This is a genomic window from Paraburkholderia sp. EG286A, from assembly GCF_040965375.1.
Lineage (GTDB): Bacteria > Pseudomonadota > Gammaproteobacteria > Burkholderiales > Burkholderiaceae > Paraburkholderia.
Genome location: NZ_JBFRCB010000001.1, coordinates 1,018,840 through 1,032,170 on the forward strand (window position 1 = coordinate 1,018,840; position 13,331 = coordinate 1,032,170).

Annotated in this window: 15 protein-coding genes; 13 read left to right on the forward strand and 2 right to left on the reverse strand. The window is 63.0% G+C overall.

The features are described from left to right. Positions 1 to 105 precede the first annotated feature (105 nt). The 3 genes from dctA (AB4Y35_RS04570) to AB4Y35_RS04580 are packed head-to-tail and all read left to right on the forward strand — an operon-like array spanning position 106 to position 3,414. Positions 106 to 1,440: a C4-dicarboxylate transporter DctA gene (dctA, locus tag AB4Y35_RS04570; RefSeq protein WP_368703850.1), complete on the forward strand. Its 1,335-nt coding sequence runs from the start codon at positions 106 to 108 to the stop codon at positions 1,438 to 1,440. Continuing rightward, positions 1,437 to 2,411, forward strand: a complete 975-nt coding sequence (locus AB4Y35_RS04575; RefSeq protein WP_368703493.1) for a hydroxyacid dehydrogenase — start codon at positions 1,437 to 1,439, stop codon at positions 2,409 to 2,411. Before dctA (AB4Y35_RS04570) ends, AB4Y35_RS04575 begins: the two co-directional genes overlap by 4 nt. Before the next feature lies 1 nt (position 2,412). Next, positions 2,413 to 3,414, forward strand: a complete 1,002-nt coding sequence (locus AB4Y35_RS04580) for an Ldh family oxidoreductase (RefSeq protein WP_368703494.1) — start codon at positions 2,413 to 2,415, stop codon at positions 3,412 to 3,414. Positions 3,415 to 3,439: 25 nt separating this feature from the next. Here the strand turns inward: AB4Y35_RS04580 and AB4Y35_RS04585 are convergent, their stop codons facing one another. After that, positions 3,440 to 4,318 (reverse strand): LysR family transcriptional regulator, encoded by an 879-nt coding sequence (locus AB4Y35_RS04585; protein WP_368703495.1) that lies wholly within the window; start codon positions 4,316 to 4,318, stop codon positions 3,440 to 3,442. 219 nt (positions 4,319 to 4,537) lie between these two features. Here AB4Y35_RS04585 and AB4Y35_RS04590 point away from each other — a divergent pair, with 219 nt between their 5' ends. The 10 genes from AB4Y35_RS04590 (at position 4,538) to AB4Y35_RS04635 (ending at position 13,025) form a co-directional block, all read left to right on the forward strand. Then, the gene (locus AB4Y35_RS04590) at positions 4,538 to 5,329 is read left to right on the forward strand and encodes a sulfite exporter TauE/SafE family protein (protein WP_368703496.1); all 792 of its coding nucleotides are present in this window, start codon (positions 4,538 to 4,540) and stop codon (positions 5,327 to 5,329) included. A gap of 57 nt (positions 5,330 to 5,386) precedes the next feature. Continuing rightward, positions 5,387 to 5,668 carry a UxaA family hydrolase gene (locus tag AB4Y35_RS04595; protein ID WP_133180037.1) on the forward strand — a complete coding sequence of 94 codons (282 nt, stop codon included), beginning with the start codon at positions 5,387 to 5,389 and terminating at the stop codon, positions 5,666 to 5,668. A 167-nt stretch (positions 5,669 to 5,835) separates the two neighbouring features. Further along, positions 5,836 to 7,110, forward strand: a complete 1,275-nt coding sequence (gene dctA / locus AB4Y35_RS04600) for a C4-dicarboxylate transporter DctA (protein ID WP_368703497.1) — start codon at positions 5,836 to 5,838, stop codon at positions 7,108 to 7,110. 115 nt (positions 7,111 to 7,225) lie between these two features. Beyond that, positions 7,226 to 7,942, forward strand: a complete 717-nt coding sequence (locus AB4Y35_RS04605) for a succinate dehydrogenase/fumarate reductase iron-sulfur subunit (protein WP_324149179.1) — start codon at positions 7,226 to 7,228, stop codon at positions 7,940 to 7,942. Beyond that, positions 7,942 to 8,289, forward strand: a complete 348-nt coding sequence (locus AB4Y35_RS04610) for a succinate dehydrogenase (RefSeq protein WP_368703498.1) — start codon at positions 7,942 to 7,944, stop codon at positions 8,287 to 8,289. Before AB4Y35_RS04605 ends, AB4Y35_RS04610 begins: the two co-directional genes overlap by 1 nt. Beyond that, positions 8,289 to 8,642, forward strand: a complete 354-nt coding sequence (gene sdhC, locus AB4Y35_RS04615) for a succinate dehydrogenase, cytochrome b556 subunit (protein ID WP_254355405.1) — start codon at positions 8,289 to 8,291, stop codon at positions 8,640 to 8,642. Before AB4Y35_RS04610 ends, sdhC begins: the two co-directional genes overlap by 1 nt. A 70-nt stretch (positions 8,643 to 8,712) precedes the next feature. Then, positions 8,713 to 9,588 (forward strand): fumarate hydratase, encoded by an 876-nt coding sequence (locus AB4Y35_RS04620; protein WP_368703499.1) that lies wholly within the window; start codon positions 8,713 to 8,715, stop codon positions 9,586 to 9,588. Position 9,589: 1 nt separating this feature from the next. Continuing rightward, the gene (locus AB4Y35_RS04625; protein WP_368703500.1) at positions 9,590 to 10,204 is read left to right on the forward strand and encodes a fumarate hydratase C-terminal domain-containing protein; all 615 of its coding nucleotides are present in this window, start codon (positions 9,590 to 9,592) and stop codon (positions 10,202 to 10,204) included. Next, complete coding sequence (locus AB4Y35_RS04630) at positions 10,201 to 11,931, forward strand: L-aspartate oxidase (RefSeq protein ID WP_368703501.1); 1,731 nt, start codon at positions 10,201 to 10,203, stop codon at positions 11,929 to 11,931. Before AB4Y35_RS04625 ends, AB4Y35_RS04630 begins: the two co-directional genes overlap by 4 nt. A gap of 98 nt (positions 11,932 to 12,029) precedes the next feature. After that, entirely contained in the window at positions 12,030 to 13,025 is a 996-nt protein-coding gene (locus AB4Y35_RS04635) for a Bug family tripartite tricarboxylate transporter substrate binding protein (protein ID WP_368703502.1), read from the forward strand. 118 nt (positions 13,026 to 13,143) lie between these two features. On the opposite strand, the gene AB4Y35_RS04640 is transcribed toward AB4Y35_RS04635, so the two are convergent. Next, the gene (locus AB4Y35_RS04640; RefSeq protein WP_368703503.1) at positions 13,144 to 13,296 is read right to left on the reverse strand and encodes a hypothetical protein; all 153 of its coding nucleotides are present in this window, start codon (positions 13,294 to 13,296) and stop codon (positions 13,144 to 13,146) included. Positions 13,297 to 13,331: the final 35 nt, after the last annotated feature.

A 13,331-nucleotide genomic window follows, 5' to 3' on the forward strand; every position in this document is an offset into this window, starting at 1 on the left:
AAGGCCTTGCAGGGAGGGCCGTCAAGGTGGACCACGGAAGTCCGCCCACGGTGCGCGAAGCTGTATCACCAGGCAGCAGCGAGTGGAGGAGACACCACCTTGCGCGTGCTCAGACATCTCTATGCCCAGGTCCTGATCGGACTTGCGGCCGGTATTCTCGTCGGCTATTGCTGGCCGCACTTCGGCGTCGAAATGAAACCATTGGGCGATACGTTCATTCGCCTGATCAAGATGCTCATTACGCTGGTCATTTTCTGCACCGTGTCGCTCGGCATCGCACGGATGGAAAACCTCAAACATGTCGGGCGAGTGGGCGTCAAGACGATCGTCTATTTCGAAGCGGTGACGACACTCGCGCTGGTCATCGGTCTGGTGGTGGCGAACGTGCTGCATCCGGGCGAAGGACTCAACATCGACCCGGCTACGCTCGACCCGCAGGCCGTGAGCCACTACGTCAGCGAAGCGCATGCCGCGGCGTCGCAAAGCATCCTCGAAGAGATCGTGCCGAACTCGGTGGTCGGCGCGTTCGCGCACGGCAACCTGTTGCAGGTGCTGCTGTTCTCGGTGCTGTTCGGCGTGGCGTTGTCGATCATGTCGCGCCGCAGCCGTTTCCTTGCGCGCGTGATCGAGCAGAGCGGCGAGGCGCTCATGCGCATCGTCGAGATGATCATGCGACTCGCGCCGCTCGGTGCGTTCGGTGCGATGGCGTTCACGGTGGGCAAGTATGGCATCGGCACGCTCCAGCAACTCGGTCTGCTGATCGTCTGTTTCTATCTCACCAGCATCCTGTTCATCGCCCTGGTGCTCGGCACGATCTGCCGTTGGGCCGGCGTCGGCCTTTGGCCGCTGCTCAACTATCTGCGCGAGGAACTGCTGATCGTGCTTGGCACCTCGACCACGGAATCGGTACTGCCGCGCCTGATGGACAAACTCGAGCGCCTCGGCTGCCCGAAGCCCGTCGTCGGTCTCGTGCTGCCAACGGGCTATTCGTTCAATCTCGACGGCGCGGCCATCTATCTCACGATGACGTCGCTGTTCATCGCCCAGGCCACCAACACGCATCTGTCACTGCTGCAACAACTCGGCCTGCTCGCCATTCTGCTGCTGACGTCGAAGGGCGGCGCGGGTGTTGCGGGCGCGGCGCTGGTGGCGCTCACGGCCACGCTCTCCACCCACAACATCATTCCGGTTGCCGGCATCACGCTGATCATCGGCATCGATCGCGTTCTCAATGAGATTCGCGCGATCGTCAACATGATCGGCAACGCGGTGGCGACGATCGTGGTCGCACGCTGGGAGGGTGTGTTCGACGCGGAAGCAGCGCGCAAGGTACTGGCCGCGCCGCGCGCCGCTCATGGCGTTATCGATACGGAATCCGAACCGGTCGAGAGCGTCAACGAAAGAAAGCGACCCGCTTACGCACAGGAACGCTCACATTGAAAACCGATCGCAAGAAAGTCGTCATCAGCGAGTTCATGGATGCGTCGGCGGTGGCTTCGCTGCGGCGTCATTTCGATGTGCACGCACAAGCGTCGCTCGTCGACGAACCCGAGCGGCTGCGCAGTCTGCTGGCGGACGCCGATGCGCTGATCGTGCGCAACCGCACCCAGGTCACCGCCGCGCTGCTCGACGACGCGCCGCGCCTGTCGGTGGTCGGGCGGCTCGGCGTCGGGCTCGACAATATCGCGCTCGGCGCATGCAGGGAACGCGGCGTGCAGGTGTTTCCAGCAACGGGCGCGAACGCGGCAGCCGTGGCCGAGTATGTGATCGCCACGTCGCTGATGCTGCTGCGCGGCGCGTACCTGTCGAGCGCGGCCGTCGCGCAGGGGCAGTGGCCGCGCACCGCGCTCTCGAACGGGCGCGAAGCGGCGGGCGGCACGATGGCCGTGATCGGCTTTGGCGGCATCGGGCGGCTCGTCGCGCAGCTGGCGCGCGGCATCGGCATGCAGGTCGTGGGCTTCGACCCGCAGATTCCGGCGGATGCGGCCTGCTGGCAGGAGACGGGCACGCGAGGCATGTCGTTCGACGACGCGCTGTGCGCCGCCGACGTCGTGACCGTTCACGTGCCGCTCGTCGAGAGCACGCACAATCTGCTCGGCCCGGCGCAACTGCAGATGCTCAAACCCCATGCAGTCCTGATCAATACGTCGCGCGGCGGCGTGATAGACGAAAGCGCGCTGGCCGAAGCGCTGACGCAAGGCCGCCTCGGCGGCGCCGCGCTCGATGTGTTCGCCGACGAACCGCTCAAGGCAGGTTCGCCGCTTGCGGGCGTGCCCAACCTGATCCTCACGCCGCATATCGCGGGCTTGACCGTGCAGTCGAACGAGCGCGTCAGCACGCTGGTCGCGTCGCGCGTGACGGATGCGTTGCTCGCGGGCGAGCATGACTCAACGAAAACGAAGGAACTCTGATATGACGCGGATCTCGTCCGGTGATCTTCACGACCTTGCCACGCGCACGCTGCTTGCCGCGGGTGCCACGCCGCGCACGGCAGAGGCCACCGCGCGCGCGCTCGTCTACGCCGACGAACGCGGCCTGTCTTCGCACGGCGTCGCGCGTTTGCCGATGTATGTCGCGCAGTTGCGCAACGGCCGTGTCGATGCGAAGGCCAGCCCGTCGGTCGTCGAATCGCGCAATGCCGCCGTGTTGATCGATGCCGCGGACGGCATGGCGTTTCCGGCTTGCGAACTGGCCGTCGAAACGCTCGTGAAGCGCGCGCGGGAGCACGGCAGCGCGGTCGCGAGCGTGACGCGCAGCCACCACCTCGGCGCGGGCGCCTGGCATCTGGAGCCGGTCGGCGCGGCCGGCATGGTGGGACTTGCGTTCAGCAACACGCCCGCTGCGATGCCGGCATGGGGCGGGCAGCACGCCGTGTTCGGCACCAATCCCGTGGCGGCCGTGTTTCCGCGCCGCGACGGCAAGCCGTTGATGATCGACCTGTCGTTGTCCAATGTCGCGCGCGGCAAGATCATGGTGGCCGCCCGCGAAGGCAAGCCGATTCCCGAGGGCTGGGCGACCTCGCGCGACGGCCGGCCGACCACCGATGCGAAGGCCGCGCTGGAAGGCATGATGCTGCCGTTCGGCGGGGCGAAAGGGGCGATGCTCGCGCTCATGGTCGAACTGCTTGCCGCCGCGCTGGCCGGAGCGAACTTCGGCTACGAGGCGGGCTCGTTCCTGACTGAGGAAGGCGCGAAGTCGCGCGTGGGCCACCTGTTCTGGGCGATCGATCCGGGCGCGCTGGCGGGCAATGCCGCCTATCTGTCGCGCGTCGAGGCGTTGATCGAAGTGATGCTGCAGGACGCCGATGTCCGGTTGCCGGGGCAACGGCGGGCCGGGCTCGCCGACATCGCTGCGCGCGATGGCATCGAGATTCCCGACGCGCTGCTCAATCAGTTGCGCGCGTTGGCGGCGTGAGCACGTGCGGCGATCGCGAGATGGATCAGGTTGCCGTGAAGTAACTCTTGATCGCGTCGGTGAATGCCGTACGGCTGTGCCTCGCGCGTTCGAGCAAACCCACGTGGCGCCGCACGTCGACGCCGTCGAGCGACATGACGCGGATCGCGCGATCGTTGGCGAAATCGACGTTGGCGAGTTCAGGAACGATCGAGATGCCGAAGCCCTGACGCACTAGTGCGACGATCGCCTCGACGGAGTTCAGTTCCATCGCTTCGTTGACTTCGACCTTGCATTGATCGAGCACATTCTGCACGAGGTGTCCGGTCCATGTGCTGCGGTCGAAGCGCATGAACGGTGCAACGCGGAGGATGTCGTCCTGCTGCGGCGGCAAATCGAAGTGCGGGGCCGTCGGCATGATGAGAATCATCGGCTCCGAATACAGAGGTGTCCAAAGGAGTGTGGACGCGAGAGGGTGTGGAGACTGCGTGACGACCGCCGCATCGAGTTCGCCGATTTCGACCTGGTGCGCAAAATCGCTGGACATGCCGGCGAGCAGATGCACATCGAGGCGGGGATGGTGTTGACGTATTGACCACAAGGCATCGGCGAACGCGCCCATCAGCGCGGAGACGAGTGCGCCGATCACGACCGTTCCCGACATTTCGTCGCCGCCGGCGGCGACCTCGAGAAGCTCGTAGCGGCGAACGATTTCCTCGATCTCGGGAATGAGAGCGCGGCCAACGGGATTCAGCACGGCGGCGCGGGCGTTGCGGTCAAAAAGCTGAACATTGAGATCGCTTTCGAGCGCGCGAATCTGCAGGCCGATGGCGGCAGCGGTGAGGCCGACCTTGTTGCCGGCGGCGGCAAAGGTGCCGCATCGCGCGACGGAGAGAAAGATTTTGAGGGTGCGAATGGATGGCATTGCTCGCGTTTCGCGGAGAAGACATGCACGCTTCGATCCCCGAAATTTTACGCAACCTAAAGTATTTCCTGGTCTCAGGAAAACCATTACTGCGTTTATCTTTAGCAAGCCGCAGGCGACAATGGACGCAGCATCGCGGCCAAAATTTCTGGAGCGGTGCAGTCAATGCATCCCCCGCATACCCCACAACACTGAACGTCGCTCCGGGACCCTTCATCAATGACAGCCTGGTTGAATGCGCAAAGCGCCGCTGGCGCCATCGGAATCGGTGTCAGTTCGATCGCAGTGGCAGGCGGTGTCGTGGCGATTGCGTATCTGGTGTACGGGCTCACGGGTTTTGGTTCGTCGATCGTTGCCATCCCGTTGCTCACGCAACTGGTGCCCCTGCGCACGGCGACACCCGTGATGCTGGTGCTGGATCTCGTCGCCGGGCTGCTCGTGGGCATGCGCAACCTTCAGTTTGTTCAGACCGAGGAACTCAAACGGCTCGGGCCATGGCTGTGCATCGGGCTTCTGCTGGGCGTGAGCGTACTGGTTTCCGTGCCGGAAAAGCCGCTCGAACTCATTCTTGGCGTGTGCCTGTTGACCTACTCGCTCTGGAAGGTCACATCCCGCGGCGAATTTCGCGAGATTGGCGGACGCTGGGCCCTGCCACTGGGTTTCTTCGGCGGATGCCTGACGGCCGTATTCGGTACCGGCGGCCCGGTCTACACGATTTATCTGGCCGGCCGTCTGCGCGACCCCGACCAGCGGCGCGCCACGATCAGCACACTCATTACCGCCACGGCAGTCGCCCGGCTCGTTCTCTTCTCCGTTTGCGGACTCTATCGAAACCCGGCTGTCCTTCCGCTCGCGAGCTTTCTGTTGCCTTGCGGCGCGGTGGGATTGTTCGCGGGCGCGAGGCTGCGCAGCGCCATTTCGGCGCCACGCGTCCTCACGCTGCTCTGGATCGTTCTTATCGTCGCGGCAGTCAATTTGATCATTCGTTCCGTACCGGCTTTATTCGGCTAGGTCACTGGCCTGGCTATGCCGGTTCACACCCGATTCCACTTGAACAAGGAGTAGACGATGATTCACGCGGTATTGCATGAGCGCGAAGACACGGTTGGCGTTGCCGTGGTCGAGGGCATCAAGGCGGGCCTGGCATTGAACGCCTGGATCATGGATGACGACAAGGTCGTCGCGATCGTCGCCCAGCAGGACATTCCGATCGGTCACAAGGTCGCGCTCAAGGACATGGCCGTGGGCGACACCGTCTACAAGTACGGCGTGGATATCGGCAAGGTCGTGGCGCCGATCAAGGCGGGCGAGCACGCTCACGTTCACAACATCAAGACGAAGCGCTGGTAAAAGCCGCAATCAAGATTGAATGCATGAGACGGCCTGGAATTATTCGCCCGGCAGAGGCGATCTCCAGGTTGTTGCCACAACTGGTCAGAGTGCCGGGTCTGCGCGGCCCGGCATCTTTCTCGCCAACGTCGCGTGCACGCGGCGTGAGGCGAGATCAAGGAGACACCATGTTGCGTCGTTTTTGCAGGCATATTTACGTCCAGGTCCTGATTGCCATCCTGATCGGGATCGCCCTCGGACACTTCTTCCCGACGTTTGCCCAGTCCCTGAAGCCGTTATCGGATGCGTTCATCCGGCTGATCAAGATGATCACGCCGCCGTTGATCTTCACCACGATCGTATGCGGCGCCTCGCAGATCGGCGAAATGCGCACGCTGGGCCGGATCGCGGGCAAGACCATTATTTATTTCGAGGTGGTGACCACGCTGGCCCTGCTGATCGGCATGCTGATGGTGAACCTGATCGGGCCGGGCGTCGGCATGAATATCCAGCCAGGCACCGCCGATGTGCACGTGCTGGCGCAATATCAGACGGAGGTGCATCACGGCGGCGGCCTGACGGGCTTTTTCCTCAACATCATTCCTTCGAGTTTCCTGAGTCCGTTTGCTTCGGGCGACATGCTGCAGATCGTCGTGATCGCTTGCTTGTTCGCGGTGGGCTTGTCCTATGTCGGCGAGAAGGGTCAGCCGGTCCTGACGTTCTTCGACGCCGTGTCGGCGGTGCTCTTCAGGATCGTCGGCTTCATCATGAAGCTCGCACCGCTCGGCGCGCTGGGGGCGATGGGCTTCGCGGTCGGGAAATACGGACTGTCGGCGTTGAATTCGCTCGGCATGCTGCTCATCACGATCTATGTGGCAACGATCTTTTTCCTCGTGGTCGTGCTCGGCACCATCTGCCGGATGAGCGGTTTCAGCCTGCTTCGGCTGGTCAATTATTTGAAGGGAGAGATTCTGCTCGTGCTCGCCACGACGTCGTCCGAATCGGTGTTCCCGCAGTTGATCCGCAAGCTCGAAGGCATGGGGTGCCCGAAACAGGTTGTCGGTATCGTGATGCCGATGGGCTACTCGTTCAACCTCGACGGGACCTGCGTGGCGCAGGTGATCTGCGCGATGTTCATCGCGCAGGCCTATAACGTTCCGCTGTCGTGGGGCGATCAGATCGGGCTGATGGTCCTCTCGATGATCAGCTCGAAGGGCGCGGCCGGCGTATCGGGCGCGGGATTCGTCACGCTGCTCGCCACGCTTACGGCATTCAAGCAGATTCCCATCGAAGGCGCGGCCCTCATTCTCGGCGTGGACCGTTTCATTTCCGAAGTGCGCGCCGTCACCAACATGATCGGCAACGCCGTTGCCACGCTCGTGGTGTCCGGACTCGAAAAGGAGCGCGACAACGCGCAAATGGCCACCGTGCTGAAGCTGCGGCGCGTGCGCCGCGAGGCATAGGAAACCTTTAGCTGAACGCCAGAATTATTCGATTTTTCTTGATGAAGAATTGCTGAACAATCGGTGGGCGAAACCCGTTCAATCGTACTGCGTCAGCAGCTATTCGAGAGGCATCGTGAATACCGACAAACTTCGAGTCAGAGTCTGGAGAAGTGCTACGCGGGGGCTCGTCACGTACGACGTCCCGCGTTACGAAAGTCAAACGGTACTGGACGTCGTCACGTTCATTCAGCGGCAACTGCAGCCCGATCTTGCATACCGGTTCGCGTGCCGCGTGGGCATGTGCGGGTCCTGCGCGATGAACGTCAATGGCAAGGCGCGCTGGACCTGCCGCACGCACGTGTCGAAAGTCGCGGTGAACGACGAACTGGAGATCGCGCCGCTCTCCAACCTGCCGGTCATCAAGGACCTCGTGACCGACATGAGCGACTTCTTCGACAAGTGGAGCCGGGCCAAGGGGCAGTTTTCGGGAAGCCGCTCGCGCCACGACGATTTCGCGAGAGTGAGTCCCGAGAGCGCGCAACGCAAGGCGGCGGACGCCGGGATCGAGTGCATCGGTTGCGGCGTGTGCTATTCGTCCTGCGATGTCGTGACATGGCGCCCGGATTATCTGGGGCCCGCCGCGCTGAACCGTGCGTGGACGCTCGTCAATGACGAACGCGACACGCAAACGCTCGAACGTCTGCGCGCCGTAGCCGGCGACGCGGGGTGTCACTCGTGTCATACCCAGGCCACGTGCACGGAGCGTTGCCCCAAGCATCTCTCGCCGACAGCGGGCATTGCCGGCCTCAAGCGGATGACGATGAAGGCCGCGCGCGAAGGAGACCTCTGATGCAAGGCCTCTCTCTTCGCACTCAGGCTCGTCTTTGGTACTGGCAGCGCATGAGTGCGACGGTGCTCGCGCTCTGCGTGTTCGTTCATCTCGGCGTGATCATCTACGCCGTCCACAGTGGCTTGAGCGCATCGGCCATTCTCGGCCGCACGCGCGGAAATCTGCTGTTTGGCGCCTTCTATACGGTGTTCGTGATCGCGTGTGCGATCCATGTGCCTATCGGTCTGCTCAGAGTGGCAGAAGAGTGGCTGCACTGGCGCGGAAAGCCCGCCCAGGTCGCCTGCTTCGCATGTTCCGCTGGCCTCGCGCTGATGGGTTTGCGCGCCGTTTATGGAGTCGTATCGTGATGCGAAAGAACGACTATCGCGCCCGCACGCATCCTGCCTGGTGGGCCTTTCTCGTGCATCGTCTTTCCGGTCTGGCGCTGGCCCTGTTCCTGCCGGTTCACTTCTGGGCGCTCGGCCACGCCATTACGGGAGAGGCTTCGCTCGACGGCTTTCTTCGTGTGACCGACCAGCCGCTTTTCAAGTTTGGCGAATGGGGACTCGTGGTTCTGCTCTCGCTCCACATGATGGGGGGGATACGCCTCTTGCTGATCGAATTTCTGCCGTGGACCGGCTTGAGAAAGAACTGGCTCGCCTTCGGTTTGGGGGCAAGCACGTGTACGGGCCTGGCTTTCCTGCTCGCGCTCGTGCATTAGCCCCCTATAGCGGGAATTCCACGCTGCGCGACAGCCCCACAACCTTGTTACCAATCCGGAAGAGACGGCCATGAAACTCGATCTCGACGTCGTCGAGGAAGCCTCGAAGGAACTGTATATCCGCGCCCTCAAGTTGCTCCCGCCCGACGTGAAAGACGGCATTGAACGACTTTCCGCCAGCGAAACGTCGCCGGTCGCGCAGCGGGTGCTCGAAACGATGCGCACCAATATCCGTGTCGCGGAAGATACGGAGAACCTGCTTTGCCAGGACACGGGCATCCCGATTTACAACGTCGCGCTTGGCCGCAATGTCGAGTTCGACGGCTTCGCATTGAAGGCGGCGATTCGCAAAGGGTGCGAGCGCGCCACGAGAGAGCACCCGCTGCGCTCGTCGGTCGTGCATCCGCTCACGCGCAAGAACAATCACACGTCGTGCGGCATCGAGGTGCCCGTCATTCATGTCGACTTCACGGACGAGGACGAGACCGCAACCATCGAGATGGTGCCGAAGGGCAGCGGCTCGGAGAACAATTCCTTCCTGAAGATGGCCGTGCCTGCCGAGGGTATCGATGCGATCAAGATGTTCGTCGTCGACTGTGTGATTTCGGCAGGCGGCAAGACGTGTCCGCCGACGATCGTGGGCGTGGGACTCGGCGGCACGTCCGATCTGTCCATCGCGCTCGCCAAGCGTGCCGCGACGCGCGCGCTGGGCACCACATGCGCCGACCCCGAGGGCGCCGCGCTCGAACGCGAACTGACGCAGGCGGTGAACCGTCTCGGTGTCGGGCCGCAGGGTCTGGGGGGCGACAGCACGGCGTTTGCGGTGCATATCGAACTGGCGTCGACGCACATCACGATGAATCCCATTGCGGTCAACATGCAATGTCATTCGGCGCGGCGCGCGAAGGCGCTGCTTACCACAAGCGGTCTCACTTACGGGTTCTGACATGGCTCACTACGACCTCCATACGCCCGTCGACGAGTCGCAGATCCGCAAGCTGCGCGTGAACGATACGGTGACCTTGCACCACACACTGTTCGGCATCCGCGATGCCACGCAGATCCATCTGTTCGACAAGGGGCGCACGACGGAATTCGACCTGCGCGGGCACGCGGTCATTCACACGGCGCCCAACGTGCGCAAGGTCGCGCCAAGCAGCGAATTCCCGGCGGGGTATCAGCCGGTCTGTATCGGCACGACCACGTCGGACCGCATGGAACGCTTCACACGCCCGCTGATGGAGCAGTACGGCGTGCGCATGATCGTTGGAAAAGGGGGCTTGCGCGAAGGATCGAAGGCGGCGTTCCAGGATCTGGGCGGCGTCTACCTGGCCATCATCGGCGGCACGGCGGCGCTCGAAACGACATGGATCGAGAAGATCGAAGCTGTCGATCTCGATGACCTCAATCCGGAGTCGCTCTGGAAGTTCAGGATCAAAGGCTTCGGTCCGCTGCTGGTCGCCATGGACAGCCACGGCGGCAGCCTGTACGACGAAGTCAAGGGCGACACCGCCTCGCGACGCGCCGAAGTTCTCGAGAGCCTGGGAGTACCGACAAAATGAATATCGAGCGCGTCAAGACGGATATCCTGATTCTCGGCTCGGGCGGCGCCGGTCTCTTTGCCGCGCTGCACGCGCACAAGCAGGCACCGGATCTCTCGATCACGGTTGCCGTGAAGGGGCTGCTCGGGAAATGCGGCTGCACGCGCATGGTGCAGGGCGGCTACAACGTCGCGCTGGCGCCCGGCGATTCGGTCGAGCGTCACTTCATGGACACGATCGAGGGCAGCAAATGGTTGTCCAACCAGGACCTCGCCTGGGCGCTGGTGAGCACGGCAGTCGAGCGTGTGCGTGAACTCGAAAACGAACTCGGCTGCTTTTTCGACCGTAACCCGGACGGGTCGATTCACCAGAAAGCGTTCGCGGGTCAGACGTTCGACAGAACGGTCCACAAGGGCGACCTGACCGGCATCGAGATCATCAACCGCCTGGCCGAGCAGGTGTGGAGCCGCGGCATCCATCGGCTGGAGGAGCACCGGGCCATCGAGCTGATCAAGACGCCCGATGGCAAGCATGTCGCGGGCGTGTTGATGATCGACATGCGCACGGGCCGGTTCGTCTTCGTGCAGGCGAGGGCGGTGCTGCTCGCCACGGGCGGCGGCCCGACGATGTACAAGTTCCATACGCCGTCGGGGGACAAGAGCTGCGACGGCCTCGCGATGGCGCTGCGCGCGGGCCTCACGCTGCGTGATATGGAAATGGTGCAGTTCCATCCTACGGGTCTGCTTGCCGGCAGTCACACGCGGATGACCGGAACGGTGCTCGAAGAAGGACTGCGCGGTGCAGGCGGGCACTTGCTGAACGGCGCGAAAGCGCGGTTCATGGATCGCTATGACAAGCGCGGCGAACGCGCCACGCGCGACATCGTTTCGCGCGGCATCTATGCGGAAATGCGCGCGGGACGGACCTCGCCCAATGGCGGCGTGTACATCCAGATGAGCCACCTGGGCCCGGACAAGGTCCGCAAGCAGTTCAAGGGCATGGTGGAACGCTGCGCGGACTGCGGGTTCGATCTCGCGGGCGGGCTCGTCGAAGTGGTGCCGACCGCGCACTACATGATGGGCGGCGTGACGTTCGATACCGACTGCAGCACCGAACTGAGCGGCCTCTTCGCCGCGGGAGAGGACACGGGCGGCGTACACGGCGCGAACCGGCTGGGTGGCAACGGCGTGGCGAATTCCACGGTGTTCGGCGGCATCGCAGGCGACAACATGGCGAAGTGGGTCAAGGCGCAAGGTGAGTATCGCGAACCCGATGCGCTTGCCATCGAAGGCGCCATCAGGGAGGCAGAAGTTCCCTTCTCCAGGAATGGAAAAGGCCTCGAGAGCATTCGGGAAGCGCTCTACGAATGCATGTGGACGGATGTCGGCATCATTCGCGATCGCGACGGGCTCCTGCGGGCACGCAAGGTCCTGGGCGAACTTCATGAGCAGTTGATGCTCACCGGCGTCGTGGATGGCGACCGCGCATTCAACGCGCAGTGGCACGACTGGCTGAACCTGAAGAATCTGATTGCGGTCAGCCAGATCATCACCGAGGCGGCCCTGTCCCGCGAGAATTCGCGGGGCGCGCATTTCCGTGAGGACTATGCGGAAGCCGGCGATCTGGAGAAGTCCGCTTACACGACGATTCGCAAAAGTGGAGGAGAGGTCGAGATCAAACAGGAGCCAGTGACATTTAGCCGGGTACGGCCGGGAGAAACGATTCTTTGCGAGCAGATGGCGCAATGAGGGGTGCCGCGTGGCAAGCGCATTTCCGGAAACTGCTTCGCTGTCCACCTTGAATCGGGCCACGGCCGATCCACACTATTTCAAACGGAGACAACGCAATGCCCCCCAATATCGTTCGCACGCTTCGGCGCGGGCTCGTGCTCGCTGCCGCATTTACCGCTGTCCTGCAGGCGCAGTCGGCCGCCCATGCTGAAGACGCGTGGCCGTCCCAGCCGATCCGCATCATCGTTCCTTTCTCTGCCGGCGGCTCGACCGATGTGCTGGCCCGCACGATCGGCCAGGGATTGGGGACGCTTTGGAAGCAGTCCGTGGTGATCGACAATCGCCCAGGCGCGGGCGGCATGATCGCCGCTCAAGTCGAAGCGAAGTCTGCGCCTGACGGCTACACATTGATGCTGGCGTCGGGGAGCATGTTCACCGTCAATCAGTACATCTACAAGAAGCTCCCGTACACGGGCAAGGACTTCAGCTATATCACGACGGTGGCGAGCAATCCGATGGTCGTTGCCGTCGCGCCCTCGCTGCCCATTTCGAATGTCAAAGAGCTGATCGCGTACGGGAAGACGCAGCATCCGAAGCTGAATTTCGGTTCGGCCGGCATCGGCAGTCAGGTTCACATGGCCGACGAAGCGTTCTCGGGCGCGGCGGGCATTCCGATGGTTCACGTGCCCTATAAGGGCGAGGTGCTTGCGCTGAACGATCTGATGGCGGACCGCGTGCAGGTCGTGTTGCCCAACATCGCCGCGGCCATGCCCTTCATGAAGGGCAAGACGATCAAGGTGCTCGCCGTGACCGGCGATCACCGTTCAGCCGCGTGGCCCAATATTCCGACCGTGAGCGAGGCCGGATTGCCCGGTTTCAATGTGACCGGCTGGTTCGCACTCGTGGCGCCGGCCGGCACGCCGGCGAACGTCATCAACAAGATTCAGCAGGACACCGTGAAGGTGCTCGCGCAGCCCGACACGCGCCAGCACCTGGCCGTGCTCGGGATGGACCCGGTAGGCGACACGCCTGCCCAACTCCAGGCCAGGATCGCCACGGAATCGGCGAAATGGCAAAAGGTCGTCAGCGCGAGCCATATCAGCGCGAATTGAAGTCGATCGTTGGCTGTCGTTGCTGCCGAGCCCGCCGGATGTGATGTCCTGGCGGGCTTTTCATTGGGTCGGCGGATTACCGGTCGCGTATCGCGCGAGTGCGGCGGCCGAGCCGAGGTCAGGACTGAACGGAGCGACGATTGACGGCCGCTTTCAGATCGCTGATGTCGTCGTGCAGTTCGAGCATCCAGCGTGCGGCAGCGGCGATCTGGCGTTGAATGCGTTGGAAGGTATCGGGGGAAGTGCGAACGGGCGAGGAGGGCGTATTCACGTGCAACCGGGTTTTCAGTTAGGTAGTAACCCGTA

Bases quoted from the DNA above. Each gene is read 5' to 3' on its own strand.
- AB4Y35_RS04580 (WP_368703494.1), top strand. From the start codon at position 2,413: ATGACGCGGATCTCGTCCGGTGATCTTCACGACCTTGCCACGCGCACG.
- AB4Y35_RS04585 (WP_368703495.1), bottom strand. From the start codon at position 4,318: ATGCCATCCATTCGCACCCTCAAAATCTTTCTCTCCGTCGCGCGATGC.
- AB4Y35_RS04590 (WP_368703496.1), top strand. From the start codon at position 4,538: ATGACAGCCTGGTTGAATGCGCAAAGCGCCGCTGGCGCCATCGGAATC.
- AB4Y35_RS04595 (WP_133180037.1), top strand. From the start codon at position 5,387: ATGATTCACGCGGTATTGCATGAGCGCGAAGACACGGTTGGCGTTGCC.
- dctA (WP_368703497.1), top strand. From the start codon at position 5,836: ATGTTGCGTCGTTTTTGCAGGCATATTTACGTCCAGGTCCTGATTGCC.
- AB4Y35_RS04610 (WP_368703498.1), top strand. From the start codon at position 7,942: ATGCAAGGCCTCTCTCTTCGCACTCAGGCTCGTCTTTGGTACTGGCAG.
- sdhC (WP_254355405.1), top strand. From the start codon at position 8,289: ATGCGAAAGAACGACTATCGCGCCCGCACGCATCCTGCCTGGTGGGCC.
- AB4Y35_RS04620 (WP_368703499.1), top strand. From the start codon at position 8,713: ATGAAACTCGATCTCGACGTCGTCGAGGAAGCCTCGAAGGAACTGTAT.
- AB4Y35_RS04625 (WP_368703500.1), top strand. From the start codon at position 9,590: ATGGCTCACTACGACCTCCATACGCCCGTCGACGAGTCGCAGATCCGC.
- AB4Y35_RS04630 (WP_368703501.1), top strand. From the start codon at position 10,201: ATGAATATCGAGCGCGTCAAGACGGATATCCTGATTCTCGGCTCGGGC.
- AB4Y35_RS04635 (WP_368703502.1), top strand. From the start codon at position 12,030: ATGCCCCCCAATATCGTTCGCACGCTTCGGCGCGGGCTCGTGCTCGCT.